The following is a 15,235-nucleotide window of genomic DNA, read 5'->3' on the forward strand; positions in this document are numbered from 1 at the left end:
TCGTATAGGAGGCAGCTGGCAGTGAACAACGAGATATGGAAAGCTTACTCGCATGGTATGGCTGCTGCGTTGCAGGAAGGCGGCGTTTATGTATCGGCGATGCTGCTGCGAACATACCGCCAGCTGGAATTGTCGGATACAGAAGCGATGCTGCTCCTGCAAATCATGGTTTATATGGAAGCGGACATGAATGATTTCCCGACGCCAGAGCAATTGGCTGAGCGGATGGGCCTGAGTGTTAGAGAAGTTGGACAATCCCTTGGCCGGCTGATGAAAGAAGATTTTCTTACAATTGACGAGTACGTTGACAGTTCTACAGGAATGCAGTCAGAGCGTTATAACTGGACAGGCTGGCTGCTTAAGGCAGCTGCGTTAACTGCGGAGCAGAAGCGTGAATCGCGAAAGGCAGAGCGTCAGCCAGTCAAGCAGCAAGCCGCGCCATCATCGGACTTATTCAGTGTATTCGAGCAAGAGTTTGGACGCTTATTATCTCCAATAGAATGCGAGACAATTTCAGGTTGGCTTGATCATGATCGATATACAGACGAAATTATTCGTTTTGCTCTAAAAGAAGCCGTCTTTGCGGGCAAGCTTAGCTTGCGTTATATTGATCGGATACTTATCGAGTGGAGCCGCAATCGAGTAACGAATGCAGATGAGGCTCGCGCACATGCGCAAAAATTTCGTGGAGGAAGAGGCTAAGCCATGCGGCTTAGCTCTTTTTTTTATGTAAAAGGGTCACATTATTATATAGCTAAGGTTTGATCGCGTAGAGTAAACCAACATATGGGGTAAGCCGGTTGATGACAGTGGAATATCCACGTTTGTTGAACCAGTTCAGATGTTCGGATACAGAGGAAAGATGCCAGTTAGGCGGTATGGCAAGCTTTGTTTCTATCTCTTCAGAATGTATTTTATCATCGTCAACCAAGTCCACATCCATTAAGCCCGTAATCACAAGCCGTCCCCCATTTATTAAAACGCGGTCCATTTCTTCTAGTGCGAGAAGCTGTTGTGATCGATTCAAGTGATGCATAGCAAAGCTGCAGCCTATAAAAGAATAACTGGATGGGGCGAGAGGCAGTGCGAGCAAATTGCCTTGTTTTGCATCAATGGCAGGGAGCCTTTCTCTTATGATCGAGAGCATTTCAGTCGATTGCTCGACAACGGTAAGCTTCGTGCCGGCCGCAGCTAGCATGCTGGAGAGATTGCCGCTGCCTGCTCCTATTTCTAAGCCAAGCTCATCGAACCGCGGATCAAGCCATTCAACGGTTCGCAGCAGTGCCATATTGTATTGCTCCTCCGAAAGAATACCGCTAAGTGTAATGATAGGTGCTTTATATCCGTGCTGAATCGCTATCTCATCGTAATTCCATTGATCGCTCCAAGAGGCTCGCGATAGCCGATTTTGTTTAATTTCTTCAGCGGCCAGCTCTGCATGTGTCAATTCAGCTGCTCCTTTTCTGTGCCATGCCGAAATCGTTTCATCAAGCGCTTGCAGCGCTTTTGTTGCTGTGATCCATTGCTCATACAGCAATGCACGAGCGCCATCCACACTTCGAATAAAAGCGTCCGGCTCATTGATCACGTTTAGAGCATCCTGTATTGCAGATACGGATAAGCCCAATTCTCTTAGCGATATGATCCAGCGGAGCCGAATGACGTCCTCAATGGAATAGTCGCGATATTTATTCTCTATTGCTTTATATGGATGAATTAGACCTTTTTCTTCATAAAAACGAAGTGTACGCGGCGTGACACCGAGTTGTTTTGCAGCTTCATGCACCTTCAATAGAGCCACCTCCTCTTGCCATTATGAACGTTTACGTTACGTTAAAGTCAATATAGTTGACTCCGTTTTTTATGTTAAATGAGGAATTTAACATGATGGTTATAGACAACAAATCGTTCCGAGTTTACTCATATAAGCAGATAAATATGGTAAAACATTTAAAAAATAGTTTATAGTTAGGTTACGATAAAAGTGATTCGACTAAATCCCGCTGAAGCATTAACTACAAGGAGGATATTTATGTCAGATAAACATTTATTTTTGTTTGGCGGTGGAGCGCCGTTCAATGAAAGCTTAGCAAAAAAATTTGGAGCTCTGGCATCAAAAGGGTTAAGCAAAGTAGTTATCTTATTTATTGAGCAAGAAGGTTGGCAAGAATACATGACGAAATATACCGATCAAATAGGTTTTCATGATATTGATCAGTTTGTGTATTTCGCCTTGGATGCATCACCATCAACCGATTTATTGGAACAGCTTCAATCAGCTACAGGAGTGATTATAAGCGGTGGTGATACTGAGCTTTATCGAGATTATATCGTGGAAACAAAGCTCGGCACAATAATAAAAGCATTATACACAGAAGGCGTGCCAGTTGCAGGTTTTTCGGCTGGCGCCTTAATCAGTCCTAATGTATGTGTAATTCCACCCATCGACAACAGAGCGAATGAGCACCTTTTCCTCAAAGGTCTTGGATTAATAAATCATTGCGTCATTAGCGCACATTTTTCAAAATGGGATGAAGAAAAGAACTTATTGGCTGCACTTTCCAAAACCAACTTGTCAACGGGTTATGGGATAGATGATGCTTCTGGCATTTATTTTAAAAATGAACGGATATCAGAGACGGCGGGACAAGTTTATTTTTATTATGGAAAAGAGTGAGTGTGTTTACAACGAAGGAGGAAGATGGTTATTTCAAACGGTAAATCAATGATAGCAGCAAGCTTTATTCTCGGAGTATCTTTTATAGTGGGCTGTATGTTTTTGGAGAAAAACGAAGTGCCTAATAAAGAACAGTCCGACATCACGATAAGCATGGAAAAACCTTTGCTAACGACAGAAGAGGCAGCAAATTATTTGCATTTATCGGAAAATGAAATTAAACAAATCATTCATACAGAGCAAATTCAGCTGACTACAGCAGGGTCCTTTTCTGGCGTTATGTTCCCCTACATAAAAGTTGGTGAGAAATTTTATATTAGCAAAAATGAGTTAATGGTTTGGATTAATGAAACGTCGAGAGAAAGGCGGGAGTATGCTGCAGGATCAGTTATCCAATAACAGTTGATCGGGAAGGGGAAGAGCGAAGATTACATATCATTCAGGAAGAGTTATCATTTTGATGGTCATGTTTTTAGATGGGTTATAATCTAGCTGGAAAATCTCCCGCTAATCAGCGCTTTGATACATAAAAAGTGCTGAAGCGGGAGAAAGTCCTTCTAAAAAATGAAATGATCAAGCTGGAAAATGCTTAAGCTTTACCATGCTGCAGCAATTCCAAACGATATACATATTCAAAAATAAATTCAAATGCTTCAAGGTGGCGTTTTGCCTCAAATGCGTTTGCTCCCCAAGCGTAAATGCCATGCTTGCGCAGCACGATGCCAGGTATGTTTTTCAATATACGCTCCGTTATTTCCGGTACGATAGAAGGGATATGTGCAAAGTTCGAAACGATTGGAATATCAATGTGTGCTTCCTCGTCCCAAATGTTAAACCCTTTGATCAGCTCAACGCCATCTACCGGCACAGACTTGCGATCCCAGAAATACTCTGAGATTACGCTGTTAAATACGGTATGCACGTGGAAAATAGCGCCAGCCCCAGTTAATTTGTAAATTTCACAATGGATCAGTGTTTCAGCGGATGGTTTTAAGCGTGTTGTTTCGCATGGCTTGCCATCTTGATCAACAAACAAATAATCCTCTGGTGTATGAATCGTTTTGTCCTTACCGCTTGCCGTAATAGCGAATTGAAATTCGTCGGGGTTATAGTCGCCTACACGGATCGATAAATTGCCGCTGGTGCCAGGGAACCAGCCGCGTGAAGCGAACAGCTCCTTAACGTCGCGAAGTTCAGATAAAGCGCGCTGCTTGTCTTCTAAAGCAATTTGCTCAAAACTCATTTTGTTGACTTCCTTTCAGCATTCATAGTGTTGATAATATCGTGGAATGTTTCGTATTCGTGATGTGGCAGTCCGAGCTCCTTGCATTTCACCGTAAGGTGGGAGCGGGAATAGACGATATCAGCAAGCTTAGCGCCTTCAAAGTCGGTTACGCTGTCGCCAATAATGATGCGCTCGAATTGCTCTTCAGGGAAACGACGCATAATGGTTGTTTTACACATGCCGCAGTTGTTGGTGCAATGAGCATCACACGGATTTGGCCACAAAATCTCAATTTGCTCACCGCTGAAATCACTGCCATTGCAATAAATATGATTTTTTGGTATGTCGAAAGCTTCAAGAATAGGATAAACAAAAAAATCAATGCCGCCGCTAGTTACGTAAAAATCAATCTGCTGCTCTTTGCAATAGTTTAGAAATTCAGCGAATCCTTCACGAATGCGTACATTGGAAATACTGAAATCGATAACTTCTTTCTGGATAGAAGCAGGAAGGAGGCGGAACATTTGTCCAACGCCATCCATAATTGAAATCTCTTGCGCAATCGTTCGCTCTGCAATGTTTTCCCAGCCTGCTGGATTAAAATGTTTAATAATTGCGATAATGTTGTCATTAACGGTAATCGTTCCATCAAAATCACAAAACACGATGCGTTTCTTAGTTGTATTCATTTCAGTCATTATTCTTTGATCCCCCATGCTTCAATTGCTGCCAACAGCGCTTCATTGCCCGGTTGCTCAGCGGCATTGCGAAGAGGTACTCCATTTAATGTTGCTGTAATCGCTTGACGGAATGCTTGTCCGCCAGCTGCAGTTCCCATGGCATGACCATGAATACCGCCGCCAGCATTTACAACCACGTCGGTACCGAAATCTTTTAGAATGAGAGGCACCAGTCCAGGATGAATGCCCGCCGATGGTACAGGGAAGCTCGTTTTCAGCCCGTGAAGCGGCGCAAGCAAAGCTTCCTTAACCGCTAAATTCTCTTCCTTTGGCATAACAACCGAGCCGTAAGGTGAAGGGAAGAGCACAAGATCGGCACCAGCAAGACGCATTAACTTCCCAAGAAGAAGAGAAGCGCTAATGCCATAATGAGGCGATGGGTACATCGCTCCAGCCATTGCAGGGTGAGCTGCTATAGGGATATTAATGGATTTGTCACTGCTAAGCTCATGAAGCACATCATAGCCATAAGCAAGAACGTTAAATAAAAGCGCGTTGGCGCCGGCGTCAATCGCTTTTCGAGCATTCGCAGCAAGAGCTGAGGTAGGCCCTGTCAAGTTAACGGCGTAAAGCAGCTTTTGGCCGGTCTCTGCTTCAGCGCGACGCGCTGCATCCATACAAGCTTCGACACGTTTCTCCAGAGGGGTAAGTGGATTCTCAAATAGGATTTCATCATCCTTGATTAAGTCCACACCGCCAAGCGCTTGCTTATAGAACTGATCTTGAAGATTGGCTAGATCATAACCGACAACGGATTTGAAAATACTCATTAGCAGCGGGCGATCATGTACGCCAAGCAAATCGCGAACACCGTTTAATCCAAACTTAGGACCTGGAAAAGCAGATGCAAAATCCTCAGAAACGTCGAGATCCATAAGCTTGATTTTGCCGTCCATGGACAGCTTGCCGAATACAGTTACTAGCAAAGCAGGGAGGTCACGGCTGAAGTTGATGTCTGGGTAAGCAATTCGAATGTCGGCATAGCGCTCACCGGGCAATGCATTTTCGGGCTCATGGACAGTAACGGACAATACTTTTCCAAGATGCTTTTCCATATTCGCCTTTTGCGCTTCAGGAAGCTCAGTCCAGCTGCCGACGGTTAAGCCAACAGCGATCGAAAGCGCCTTTTTATTGAAATCCGCTCGATCATCATAAGAACGATACGTTGCGATACAAACTCCAATCATTCGTTAATGCTCCTCTCGATAGCTTCTCCAAGCTCGCCTGCACGTTCTGCTGAGCGATGGATAGCCTTCTTGATTGTTTCTGAAAAATGATTTTCGGCCATCAGCTCAAGAGCTGCCTGCGTCGTCCCATTTGGCGATGTGACCTTGCGGCGCAGCTCTGCTGGCTCTTCGCCGGTATGACGAACCATTTCCGCTGCGCCAAGAACCGTCTGAACGACAAGCTCCTTTGCTGCTGTCTCCGAAAATCCTAGTTGGATTGCGGTATCGATCATCGACTCCATAAAGTAATAGACATAAGCTGGGCCGCTGCCAGACACGCCTGTGACAGCTTGCTGGAGTGACTCGTCTACGATTGCATTAATGCCAACAGAGCTGAAAATCGCTTCTGTAAGTGCTTTTTGCGAAGTAGTCACAATATCTGAATAACTAATTCCAGTTGCTCCTAGACCAATTGTGCTGGATGTGTTCGGCATCGCGCGTACGACGGAAGCCTGCCCACCAAGCAGCTGCTCGATTGCTTTGATCGATAACCCGGCAATGACCGATATAATAAGCTGTTTAGAGGAAATGAACGGCTTAATGGATGCGATCGCTTCAGCAGCATCCTTAGGTTTCATGGCTAGAAAAATAATGTCTGCCTCTTTTAAATAAGCTTCATTAGAGGAGCCTTGCACGATGGTTTGTATACCGTATAGCTCATTTAGCTCAGAGAGCCGATCTTTATTTTGTCGATTGAGCATTGAAATCTTACTAGGTGCAATGAGGTTTTTGTTAATTAGACCTCGGGCAATGGCTTCCGCCATCGATCCGGCACCATAGAAGCAAATTTGCTGACTGGCAATTGCTGTTTGTGTAAGCTGTGTCATGAAGTATTCCTCCGTTGTTCCATTGATATTGGACTGAATTCGTCCTGTTAGCCCCGTATTTGTCCAGTTCCATAAACCAGATATTTAGTAGACGTCAATGCAGGCAAACCCATTGGACCGCGTGCATGAAGCTTTTGTGTACTAATGCCGATTTCAGCTCCAAACCCGAATTCAAATCCGTCGGTAAAGCGAGTAGAGGCGTTATGATAAACGGCAGCCGCATCAACATCTTGAATAAATCGCTCAGCGTTTTCGGAGTTTTCGGTCACAATACATTCGGAATGTTTTGTACTGAAACGGCGGATATGTGCAAGCGCGGCGTCAAGATCTGAAACGACGCGGATATTCATAATATAATCATTGTATTCTGTACTATAGTCCTCATCAGTTGCCGGTTTAATGCCTGTGAGAAGGGAAGCCGTTCTTTCGCAGCCGCGGAGCTCAACGCCTGCTTGAACAAAACGATCAGCAAGTGCAGCCAAATGCTGCTCTGCAAAAGCTTCGTGAACGAGCAAGGTTTCCATGGAGTTGCAAACCGATGGCCGTTGTACTTTGGCGTTAAAGGCAATCTCGACAGCCATCGTATAGTCAGCGCTGGCATCTATGAAGGTATGGCAAATACCAGCTCCTGTTTCGATGACCGGTACAGTGGCATTTTCAACGACATTTCGAATAAGCGATGCGCCTCCACGAGGAATGACAACATCAAGCAAGCCATTAAGCTTCAGCATTTCGTTAACCGAGGCACGATCTGAATCCTCTATTAACTGAATGGCATCAGCTGGCATTGCCGTATCTGAAAGTGCATTTTTTAATACCTCTACGATTTTACGATTTGACTCGATAGCAGCTGATCCGCCGCGAAGCACGACGCAGTTGCCAGTTTTTAAACATAAGCCAGCCGCATCGACAGTAACATTGGGACGAGCTTCATAGATCATGCCAATGACGCCGATTGGAACTCTGATCTTATTTACTTTAAGTCCGTTAGGACGATCGAAATGCTCAAGCAGCTCACCAACAGGGTCCGGAAGCTCAACAATTTGTCTAAGTCCCTCAGCAATGGATGCTATACGATCTTTATTTAAAGCAAGGCGATCGAGCATGGAAGGGCTTGTGCCTTGCTCGCGACCTCGCTGCAGGTCAAGCTCATTTGCAGTAATAATTGCGTTAGTCTCGGCGATTAATGCATCAGCCATACGAGATAGAGCCGTATTTTTTTGTTCTGTGGACAAACGATTCATAATGGCAGTTGCATCTTGAGCTAAAGTTGCTTTTGTTCTCACTTCACTGATCATAGCGGAATCCCCCTTATTATTTTAATGTAATCCATTCGTCTCGATGAATAAATTCGATACGGGATACATCGACTCTACGTTTAACTTCTTCAGTAGTAAGGCCGGCCACAGCTTGAATTTGCCATGCTGCATAATTGACAACGCCTCTGCCAATGGTTTGGCCTTGTGGATTAATGACTTCGACGACATCTCCGGAATGGAAATCGCCTTGAATTTCTTTTACGCCGGCAGGGAGGAGGCTTTTGCCGCCTTCCAGCAAGGCTTGAACAGCGCCTTCATCTACAAAAACCTTGCCTAGCGGCATAGAGTGAAAGCCAAGCCATTGCTTCTTCATCGGAAGGCTGTTCAGCTTCGTATCAAAATATGTACCGCGGCCATTGCCTTCCACAGCTAGCTTCAGATCGCCTTCTTGCTGCACCTTACCGATAAAAGCATGTACGCCGCCGCGCATGGCGATGCGTGCTGCTTCGATTTTGGAACGCATGCCGCCTGTTCCGACGGAAGAGCCAGCTCCGCCTGCGAGCTTCATAATATCTTCAGATATTTGATCGACGCGCTCGATCTTGACCGCTTGCGGATTTTTACGAGGGTCCTCTGTGTATAAGCCGTCCATATCGGTAATGATGATCAGCTGTGAAGCTTTCGTCATCGCAGCGACAAGCGCTGATAAGCTGTCGTTATCACCGAATTTAGGAACAAGCTCGTCGGTTGCCACCGTATCGTTTTCGTTAATAATCGGTATGATGCCAAGCCGCAGAAGCTCTTCGATTGTCATAAGTGCATTTTGAATGCGGCGGCGATTGGAGAAATCCGCACGCGTAAGCAAAATTTGTGCAGCTACTATGCCATAACCGTTGAAGGCTTCTTGATAGGCTTGCATAAGCAGTGCTTGCCCTACAGCAGCGGCTGCTTGTTTTTCATGAACGATTTTTGGCTTTGCAGCATAACCGATTTGACGAAAGCCAGCTGCAACAGCACCTGAAGTTACGAGCATCACGCCATTTCCTTTTTTATGCAAGGAAGCGAGCTCTGATGCGAAATATTGAATACGCTCGCGGTTTAGACCCCCTTCTTCCGAGGTAAGCGAGCTGCTGCCAATCTTTACGACAATACGTTCCGTCATCATTAATCCCATCCTATGCTTGTTTGGTGACAACAAAAAAGACTTTCGTCCATAAAGGACGAAAGTCTTTGCTTCCGCGGTACCACCTTTGTTGATAATCCTTAAATAGAATTATCCAGCTTAAGCCTATAACAGAAGGCGCTGTCCGGTTCATAGCCGGCCGCTCGGAGGTAGGTTCAGCAAGCGGCCTTCGGTAAATTCTTGCAGCCCATGGAATTTACTCTCTGATCGCGACCCATCTTGCTTAATTGTCCCGTCATCACGTTTCATGTTCAATTCCTACAAGCATATCACGATCCCATGCTGCTGTAAAGCAAGGTAAATGGCGGATATATTCTAAAATAAATTTAGTTTTCCAATCCGTTCAATCGCTTCTTGCAGGCGTTCTTCACTTGTAAGAAGACCAAGCCGAACAAAGCCTTCACCATGGGTACCAAACCCTACGCCTGGAGCGACAACAACATCAGCCTCATAAAGCAGAAGGTCCGCAAAAGATTCAGATGTATAGCCTTCAGGTACAGGCAGCCAGCAGAAAAAAGATCCTCCTGGTCGAGCGGCTTTCCAACCAATTCGGTCAAGGGCAGTAAACAGGGCATTGCGACGGCTTTCGTACATTGCTGTAAGTTCAGCGACACATTGCTGTGGCCCCGTCAGTGCAAGTGCGGCTGCTTCCTGAATGCCACCGAATAGGCTGCAATAATAATGATCTTGGATTAAATTGATTAGCTTGACGATTTGAGCATTTCCGATCGCAAAGCCAACACGCCAGCCAGCCATGTTATAAGTTTTGGATAGGGTATAAAACTCAACGCCTACTTCTTTCGCGCCTGGCGTCTGCAAGAAGCTGATCGGTTGATTATCATCGAAGCCAATTGCGCCATAGGCGAAATCACTTGCAACAACGATACCGTGCTTTTTTGCGTATTCCACCGTTTGTGCATAAAATTCCGCATTAGCAACAGCACCTGTTGGATTGTTCGGATAATTCATGAACATTAGCTTTGCGCGCTCGGCTATTTCTGGACTTATGGCGTTATAGTCTGGCAAATAGCTGTTTTGTTCTGTTAATGGCATAAATGACATCTCGGCACCTGCAAGCGCCACCCCAGACCAATAGTCAGGATAACCAGGGTCCGGCACGAGACAGACATCGCCGGGATTAAGCAGGCATTGGCTAATTTCGACAAGGCCAGTTTTTCCTCCGAAGAGGATAGCGACTTCAGTAGTGGGATCTATATCTACGTTATAATCCTCTTTGTACCGCTTCGCCACGGCTTCCTTTAGAAAAGGGTAGCCGCTAAAGGGTGGATATTTATGGTACAACGGATTAGCTGCAGCTTCCTGTAGCTTCGCAACAATATGGGGAGGAGTCGGTTGATCCGGATTGCCTTGTCCCAAATTGATGACATCGCGTCCTTTGGCCGTTTGAGCATTTGCTTTGGCGACCAGCTTGGCAAAAAATTGCGTCGGAAGTACATTCATCCGTTCCGCAGGTTGAATAAAGTGTTGACCGATTTGTGTTTCCATACCTCACACTCCACATGACAAAATCGCTATCTATTTAGGCAATAGCTTTAATGTAGCATGAATAGCGGGAGATGAGAAGCGGCTGGTTATGCAGCCGGAATGCCTACCCTGTCAATAAAGGGTTTAATATCTGCTTTGAACAGGAATAAAAAAGGTCTGCGCTTCTCATCAAACACGAGCAAGAGAGGAGGCTTTTCCTTACAATAAAAGAGAAAAAGATCATCGGATGTAACGGAAACGTCATTTGCTTTGATGGTCACGGCCTTCTCAAGAGGAACACGATACACATAGCTGCAGCTTGAATCATTTGTCATTTGTGGAGCAAGACCAGTGATGGAACCAACCCATGAAGAAGCCATCTCTTGATATTTGGCGTCATTTGGGATTGTCTTTGTTACTTTACCGGCGGCTACATCGAATACTTGAACTGGCTTAAGCCCTGTTTCTGGGTTAGGAGCGCCGCTAAGTGCTTGATGAGCAGAAGCGAAGTTGGCAAACAGGAAAATCGAGCAGCAAGCAAGAAGCATTGCAGCTATTCGTTTTGGAAGCATAACAGACATTCTCCTTTATGTTCGTAAAGTAGTAAATCCCTCGTTGTTACGTTTCCCATCTTGACACAGAACCATGACAGGGTATCATTAGGTGAAAAAAGGATCAACAGGAGGAACGGCATATGAGTAAACCATTGCGGCTTGCATTGCTGCAAATGCATATAGAAGCAGGAAATCCAGAAGCTAACTTCACGAAGCTGGCGAGCATGCTTGAAGAAGCGATGAGCCAAACGAGTAAACCGGATGTCATTATGTTTCCGGAAATGTGGAACACAGGTTACGCTTTAACTGAAATAAAAACGATTGCAGATCGTGAAGGCGAACGCACTCGTGCTTTTTTATCTGATTTTAGCAAGAAGCACAGCGTTCATATTATTGGAGGTTCAATCGCGGAACTTAAGGAAGACAAAGTGCTGAATACAATGTATGCATTTGATCGTTCAGGCCATGTTGTATCCGATTATTCAAAAATTCATTTATTCCGTCTTATGGATGAAGAAAAATATTTGGCTGCAGGAGATAAGCTTGGCAGGCTTGAGATAGAAGGGACAAAAGCAGGCATGATGATTTGTTATGACATCCGCTTCCCTGAGCTAGCTCGCAAGCTTGCGCTGGATGGAGCCAAATTGCTATTCGTTCCAGCAGAATGGCCGCATCCAAGACTTCATCATTGGCGTACTTTGCTTACGGCACGTGCAATTGAAAACCAAATGTTCGTCATCGCGTGCAACCGGATGGGCTCGAGCGGTGACACTAATTTCTTTGGTCACTCGCTCGTGCTTGATCCTTGGGGAGAGACGATAGCGGAAGCGGGCGAAGAGGAAACGATTATATACGCAGACATCGATTTGGATTTAGTTGATGCTGTACGCACAAAAATTCCTGTTTTTGAAGATCGCAGACCTTCTATTTATGAAGCTTGATTACCGATAGCTGCTTATAGTCATATTGAGTGTACGGATAAATGCTTCAGCAGCTTTGGATAAATATCTGCCTTTGCGGCTCGCCACGACTAACGTTCTTGTAGGCTTGGACGACAAGGGAAGGTAAACAGGCATAAAATCAGAGCCTTTGACTCGCGTAAGCATTTGCGGGACAAAGGCTATTCCCATTCCGCCTGCCACTAAGGATTGAATGGTTTCCATATTGCTGCTCTCGAATACGATTTGCGGAGTGAAACCTGATTGCTCACACAGTTCGACTGTAATTTGCCGAAAGCCTTGTCCGCGCTTAAGTCCAATAAACGGCTCTTTATCAAGTTCGGAAATCGAGATTGAGCCTTCTCTTAGTGAAAGAGGGTGCTGTGGAGGGACGGCTAAGCAGATTTCTTCCTCCAAGAATGGTTCCCATGCGAGAGAGTTGTCAATGAGCGGCAGCGAGAGCAGACTTAAATCGGTACCGCCGCTCGCAGTAAGCTGCTCAAGCTTTGCAGTTGTTTCTTCAACTAGAACGACTTCAATCTGCGGATATTGTTCACCAAATACTGGCAAAACAAGCGGGAGTATATGTGAGCCAGTTAGCGGCAATGTACCGACAACAAGTCGTCCGCGCCGCATTTGCGCCATATCGTCCATTTCCTGCTTTAACTGCTCAACAGCGTCAAGAATTGCTTGTGATTTATGAACGAATACTTGTCCAGCTTGCGTTAGTTCTACAGAATTTGTTGTTCGCCGGAACAGAAGTACGCCGATTTCTTGCTCAAGCTTGGAGAGCTGCTGACTTAGTGAGGGCTGAGCGATATGAAGCTTTTCCGCTGCTCTTGAAAAGTTTTTCTCTGAGGCGATTTGAATAACATAATTTAATTGTCTCAATTCCATATAAATTTTCCTTTCAATTGTTTATTATGTAAGGAATCTACTATTATAGTTATTACCTATAGACGTTATAGATATTATATCTTGGATCAATGAAGAAAGAAATGTTATAGTAGTTTCAGTTAAGAAAAGCAGAAGATTCAATGAAACGGTGGGGTGAACATAATGACGAAAAAGACAATGTTTGAAAAGATCTGGGATAATCACGTCATTAATCAAGAAGAAGGCAAGCCAAGCGTCATTTATATCGATTTGCAGCTTGTACACGAAGTAACATCTCCGCAAGCGTTTGAAGGCTTGCGTCTATCAGGCCGCAAAGTGCGTCGTCCTGATCTTACTTTCGCAACGATGGATCACAACGTACCAACGAAAGATCGCTTCAACATTACAGATCCAATTTCCAAACAACAAATTGACACGCTTACTCAAAACTGTAAAGACTTCGGCGTAACGTTGTTTGATCTTGACAGCATTGACCAAGGTGTCGTTCACGTAATGGGTCCTGAGCTTGGTCTAACGCATCCAGGTAAAACAATCGTTTGTGGAGACAGCCACACATCTACTCACGGTGCTTTCGGCGCATTGGCGTTCGGTATTGGTACAAGTGAGGTTGAGCACGTTATGGCTACTCAATGCTTGCAGCAATCGAAAGCAAAAACGCTTGAGGTTCGCTTTAACGGCACTCGCAAGCCAGGCGTAACAGCAAAGGATTTGATTCTTGGCGTTATTGCTCAATACGGCACAGATTTCGCAACAGGTTATGTTATTGAGTTTACTGGCGAAGCCATCACAAGCTTGACTATGGAAGAGCGGATGACAGTTTGTAATATGTCAATCGAAGCAGGCGCACGCGCTGGCCTCATCGCTCCAGATGAAACAACATTCAACTATCTTCGCGGCCGTCAATATGCGCCAGCTAACTACGAAGAAGCAGTTGAAGCTTGGAAACAGCTTACTACGGATGAAGGTGCAGAGTATGACACAGTCGTTCACTTCGACGTTGACGCACTAATCCCGCAAGTGACTTGGGGAACTAGCCCAGGCATGGGTACCAACATCACAGCTAAAGTTCCTTTCCCTGCTGATCTTCCAACGGAGAACGAGCGTAAAGCTGCTGAAGCAGCACTTGAATATATGGATCTTAAGCCTGGAACACCAATGAACGAAATCCCAATTGATTATGTATTCATCGGTTCATGTACAAATGGCCGTATCGAAGATTTGCGTGCAGCAGCTGAAATCGCCAGAGGCTACAAAGTTAGCGATCGTGTAACGGCTATCGTCGTACCAGGTTCAGGCCGCGTAAAAATTCAAGCCGAAAAAGAAGGTTTGGACAAAATCTTCACTGAAGCTGGCTTTGAATGGCGTGATGCTGGCTGCTCGATGTGTCTTGCAATGAACCCTGACGTATTGAAACCGGGCGAGCGTTGTGCATCAACGTCTAACCGTAACTTCGAGGGGCGTCAAGGCCGCGGCGGACGCACGCATCTTGTATCGCCTGCGATGGCAGTTGCAGCAGCAGTAAAAGGTCATTTCACAGATGTACGCGATTGGGAAATTAAATCCGTAGTGTAGAACGAATTGAACGCGAGAGGGGTATATAAGATATGGAACCGTTTAAACAACTTACAGGCATCGTAGCCCCGGTCGACCGGGTCAATGTCGACACTGATGCAATTATACCGAAACAATTTTTGAAGCGTATTGAGCGCAGCGGTTTTGGTCAATTTCTTTTCTTCGAATGGCGTTTTCACGAAAATGGTGAAGTGAACGTTGATTTCGAACCAAACAAGCCGCGTTACGAGGGCGCATCTGTACTCGTTTCCCGTGCTAACTTTGGCTGCGGCTCATCCCGTGAGCATGCTCCTTGGGCAATTCTTGATTATGGATACAAAGTTATTATCGCTCCGTCTTATGCGGATATTTTCTATAACAACTGTTTCAAAAACGGTATTTTGCCTATCAAGCTAAGCGAAGAGCAAGTGGAAGAGCTATTTAAGCGTACAGCGAAGCATGACGGCTACAAGCTTACTGTTGATTTGGAAAACAAACAGCTTTCGGATGAATATGGTCTAACGATCGCATTTGATCTTGATGAGCACCGTCGTCAATTTTTGCTGCAAGGTCTTGACGATATCGGTTTGACTCTTCAACATGAAGACAAAATTACAGCTTATGAGCAAAAACATATTGCTCGTCTTGTGTAATTAAAACGAAATGAAGAGGA

16 protein-coding genes are annotated in these 15,235 nt (G+C 45.1%); 6 read left to right on the forward strand and 10 right to left on the reverse strand.

Annotation, left to right across the window (positions count from 1 at the left end; genetic code table 11):
* The first annotated feature begins 21 nt into the window (after nucleotides 1–21).
* Entirely contained in the window at nucleotides 22–702 is a 681-nt protein-coding gene (locus tag AC1DM9_RS08315) for a DnaD domain protein (RefSeq protein ID WP_076265712.1), read from the forward strand.
* Nucleotides 703–754: 52 nt separating this feature from the next.
* Here the strand turns inward: AC1DM9_RS08315 and AC1DM9_RS08320 are convergent, their stop codons facing one another.
* Nucleotides 755–1,786, reverse strand: a complete 1,032-nt coding sequence (locus AC1DM9_RS08320) for a MerR family transcriptional regulator (RefSeq protein WP_477579764.1) — start codon at nucleotides 1,784–1,786, stop codon at nucleotides 755–757.
* A 246-nt stretch (nucleotides 1,787–2,032) separates the two neighbouring features.
* On the opposite strand from AC1DM9_RS08320, the gene AC1DM9_RS08325 reads away from it, so the two are divergent.
* The gene (locus AC1DM9_RS08325; protein WP_441875338.1) at nucleotides 2,033–2,677 is read left to right on the forward strand and encodes a Type 1 glutamine amidotransferase-like domain-containing protein; all 645 of its coding nucleotides are present in this window, start codon (nucleotides 2,033–2,035) and stop codon (nucleotides 2,675–2,677) included.
* A gap of 24 nt (nucleotides 2,678–2,701) precedes the next feature.
* Complete coding sequence (locus tag AC1DM9_RS08330; protein WP_477579443.1) at nucleotides 2,702–3,076, forward strand: helix-turn-helix domain-containing protein; 375 nt, start codon at nucleotides 2,702–2,704, stop codon at nucleotides 3,074–3,076.
* A gap of 190 nt (nucleotides 3,077–3,266) precedes the next feature.
* Here the strand turns inward: AC1DM9_RS08330 and mtnB are convergent, their stop codons facing one another.
* From mtnB to AC1DM9_RS08370, 8 genes are all read right to left on the reverse strand, one after another.
* A complete protein-coding gene (gene mtnB, locus AC1DM9_RS08335; protein WP_477509624.1) occupies nucleotides 3,267–3,920 on the reverse strand; it encodes a methylthioribulose 1-phosphate dehydratase in 654 nt (217 codons plus the stop codon).
* Nucleotides 3,917–4,591 carry a 2-hydroxy-3-keto-5-methylthiopentenyl-1-phosphate phosphatase gene (locus tag AC1DM9_RS08340; RefSeq protein ID WP_477579766.1) on the reverse strand — a complete coding sequence of 225 codons (675 nt, stop codon included), beginning with the start codon at nucleotides 4,589–4,591 and terminating at the stop codon, nucleotides 3,917–3,919. The genes mtnB and AC1DM9_RS08340 overlap by 4 nt, the downstream gene beginning before the upstream one ends.
* Nucleotides 4,592–4,599: 8 nt before the next feature.
* On the reverse strand, nucleotides 4,600–5,829 hold the full coding sequence (locus AC1DM9_RS08345) for a 2,3-diketo-5-methylthiopentyl-1-phosphate enolase (RefSeq protein ID WP_477509623.1): 1,230 nt from the start codon (nucleotides 5,827–5,829) through the stop codon (nucleotides 4,600–4,602).
* Nucleotides 5,826–6,695, reverse strand: a complete 870-nt coding sequence (proC, locus tag AC1DM9_RS08350) for a pyrroline-5-carboxylate reductase (RefSeq protein WP_477509622.1) — start codon at nucleotides 6,693–6,695, stop codon at nucleotides 5,826–5,828. The genes AC1DM9_RS08345 and proC overlap by 4 nt, the downstream gene beginning before the upstream one ends.
* 47 nt (nucleotides 6,696–6,742) lie before the next feature.
* On the reverse strand, nucleotides 6,743–7,993 hold the full coding sequence (locus tag AC1DM9_RS08355) for a glutamate-5-semialdehyde dehydrogenase (protein WP_477509621.1): 1,251 nt from the start codon (nucleotides 7,991–7,993) through the stop codon (nucleotides 6,743–6,745).
* Nucleotides 7,994–8,009: 16 nt separating this feature from the next.
* Entirely contained in the window at nucleotides 8,010–9,116 is a 1,107-nt protein-coding gene (proB, locus tag AC1DM9_RS08360) for a glutamate 5-kinase (RefSeq protein ID WP_441875353.1), read from the reverse strand.
* Nucleotides 9,117–9,452: 336 nt separating this feature from the next.
* A complete protein-coding gene (locus AC1DM9_RS08365) occupies nucleotides 9,453–10,643 on the reverse strand; it encodes an aminotransferase class I/II-fold pyridoxal phosphate-dependent enzyme (protein WP_477509620.1) in 1,191 nt (396 codons plus the stop codon).
* Nucleotides 10,644–10,729: 86 nt separating this feature from the next.
* Nucleotides 10,730–11,194 (reverse strand): hypothetical protein, encoded by a 465-nt coding sequence (locus AC1DM9_RS08370; protein WP_477509619.1) that lies wholly within the window; start codon nucleotides 11,192–11,194, stop codon nucleotides 10,730–10,732.
* A 122-nt stretch (nucleotides 11,195–11,316) separates the two neighbouring features.
* Here AC1DM9_RS08370 and AC1DM9_RS08375 point away from each other — a divergent pair, with 122 nt between their 5' ends.
* Entirely contained in the window at nucleotides 11,317–12,117 is an 801-nt protein-coding gene (locus AC1DM9_RS08375; RefSeq protein ID WP_477509618.1) for a carbon-nitrogen family hydrolase, read from the forward strand.
* Here the strand turns inward: AC1DM9_RS08375 and AC1DM9_RS08380 are convergent, their stop codons facing one another.
* Entirely contained in the window at nucleotides 12,118–13,011 is an 894-nt protein-coding gene (locus tag AC1DM9_RS08380) for a LysR family transcriptional regulator (protein ID WP_477509617.1), read from the reverse strand.
* A gap of 162 nt (nucleotides 13,012–13,173) precedes the next feature.
* On the opposite strand from AC1DM9_RS08380, the gene leuC reads away from it, so the two are divergent.
* Both leuC and leuD read left to right on the forward strand, forming a co-directional pair.
* Nucleotides 13,174–14,583 (forward strand): 3-isopropylmalate dehydratase large subunit, encoded by a 1,410-nt coding sequence (gene leuC, locus AC1DM9_RS08385; RefSeq protein WP_076265725.1) that lies wholly within the window; start codon nucleotides 13,174–13,176, stop codon nucleotides 14,581–14,583.
* A gap of 32 nt (nucleotides 14,584–14,615) precedes the next feature.
* Nucleotides 14,616–15,215, forward strand: coding sequence for a 3-isopropylmalate dehydratase small subunit (leuD, locus tag AC1DM9_RS08390; RefSeq protein ID WP_441961270.1), 600 nt, complete (start codon nucleotides 14,616–14,618; stop codon nucleotides 15,213–15,215).
* Nucleotides 15,216–15,235 lie beyond the last annotated feature (20 nt).

It is taken from the genome of Paenibacillus sp. 01T431 (assembly GCF_056398625.1).

Bases quoted from the DNA above. Each gene is read 5' to 3' on its own strand.
- AC1DM9_RS08325 (WP_441875338.1), top strand. From the start codon at position 2,033: ATGTCAGATAAACATTTATTTTTGTTTGGCGGTGGAGCGCCGTTCAAT.
- AC1DM9_RS08330 (WP_477579443.1), top strand. From the start codon at position 2,702: ATGGTTATTTCAAACGGTAAATCAATGATAGCAGCAAGCTTTATTCTC.
- mtnB (WP_477509624.1), bottom strand. From the start codon at position 3,920: ATGAGTTTTGAGCAAATTGCTTTAGAAGACAAGCAGCGCGCTTTATCT.
- AC1DM9_RS08340 (WP_477579766.1), bottom strand. From the start codon at position 4,591: ATGAATACAACTAAGAAACGCATCGTGTTTTGTGATTTTGATGGAACG.
- AC1DM9_RS08345 (WP_477509623.1), bottom strand. From the start codon at position 5,829: ATGATTGGAGTTTGTATCGCAACGTATCGTTCTTATGATGATCGAGCG.
- proC (WP_477509622.1), bottom strand. From the start codon at position 6,695: ATGACACAGCTTACACAAACAGCAATTGCCAGTCAGCAAATTTGCTTC.
- AC1DM9_RS08355 (WP_477509621.1), bottom strand. From the start codon at position 7,993: ATGATCAGTGAAGTGAGAACAAAAGCAACTTTAGCTCAAGATGCAACT.
- proB (WP_441875353.1), bottom strand. From the start codon at position 9,116: ATGACGGAACGTATTGTCGTAAAGATTGGCAGCAGCTCGCTTACCTCG.
- AC1DM9_RS08365 (WP_477509620.1), bottom strand. From the start codon at position 10,643: ATGGAAACACAAATCGGTCAACACTTTATTCAACCTGCGGAACGGATG.
- AC1DM9_RS08370 (WP_477509619.1), bottom strand. From the start codon at position 11,194: ATGCTTCCAAAACGAATAGCTGCAATGCTTCTTGCTTGCTGCTCGATT.
- AC1DM9_RS08375 (WP_477509618.1), top strand. From the start codon at position 11,317: ATGAGTAAACCATTGCGGCTTGCATTGCTGCAAATGCATATAGAAGCA.
- AC1DM9_RS08380 (WP_477509617.1), bottom strand. From the start codon at position 13,011: ATGGAATTGAGACAATTAAATTATGTTATTCAAATCGCCTCAGAGAAA.
- leuC (WP_076265725.1), top strand. From the start codon at position 13,174: ATGACGAAAAAGACAATGTTTGAAAAGATCTGGGATAATCACGTCATT.
- leuD (WP_441961270.1), top strand. From the start codon at position 14,616: ATGGAACCGTTTAAACAACTTACAGGCATCGTAGCCCCGGTCGACCGG.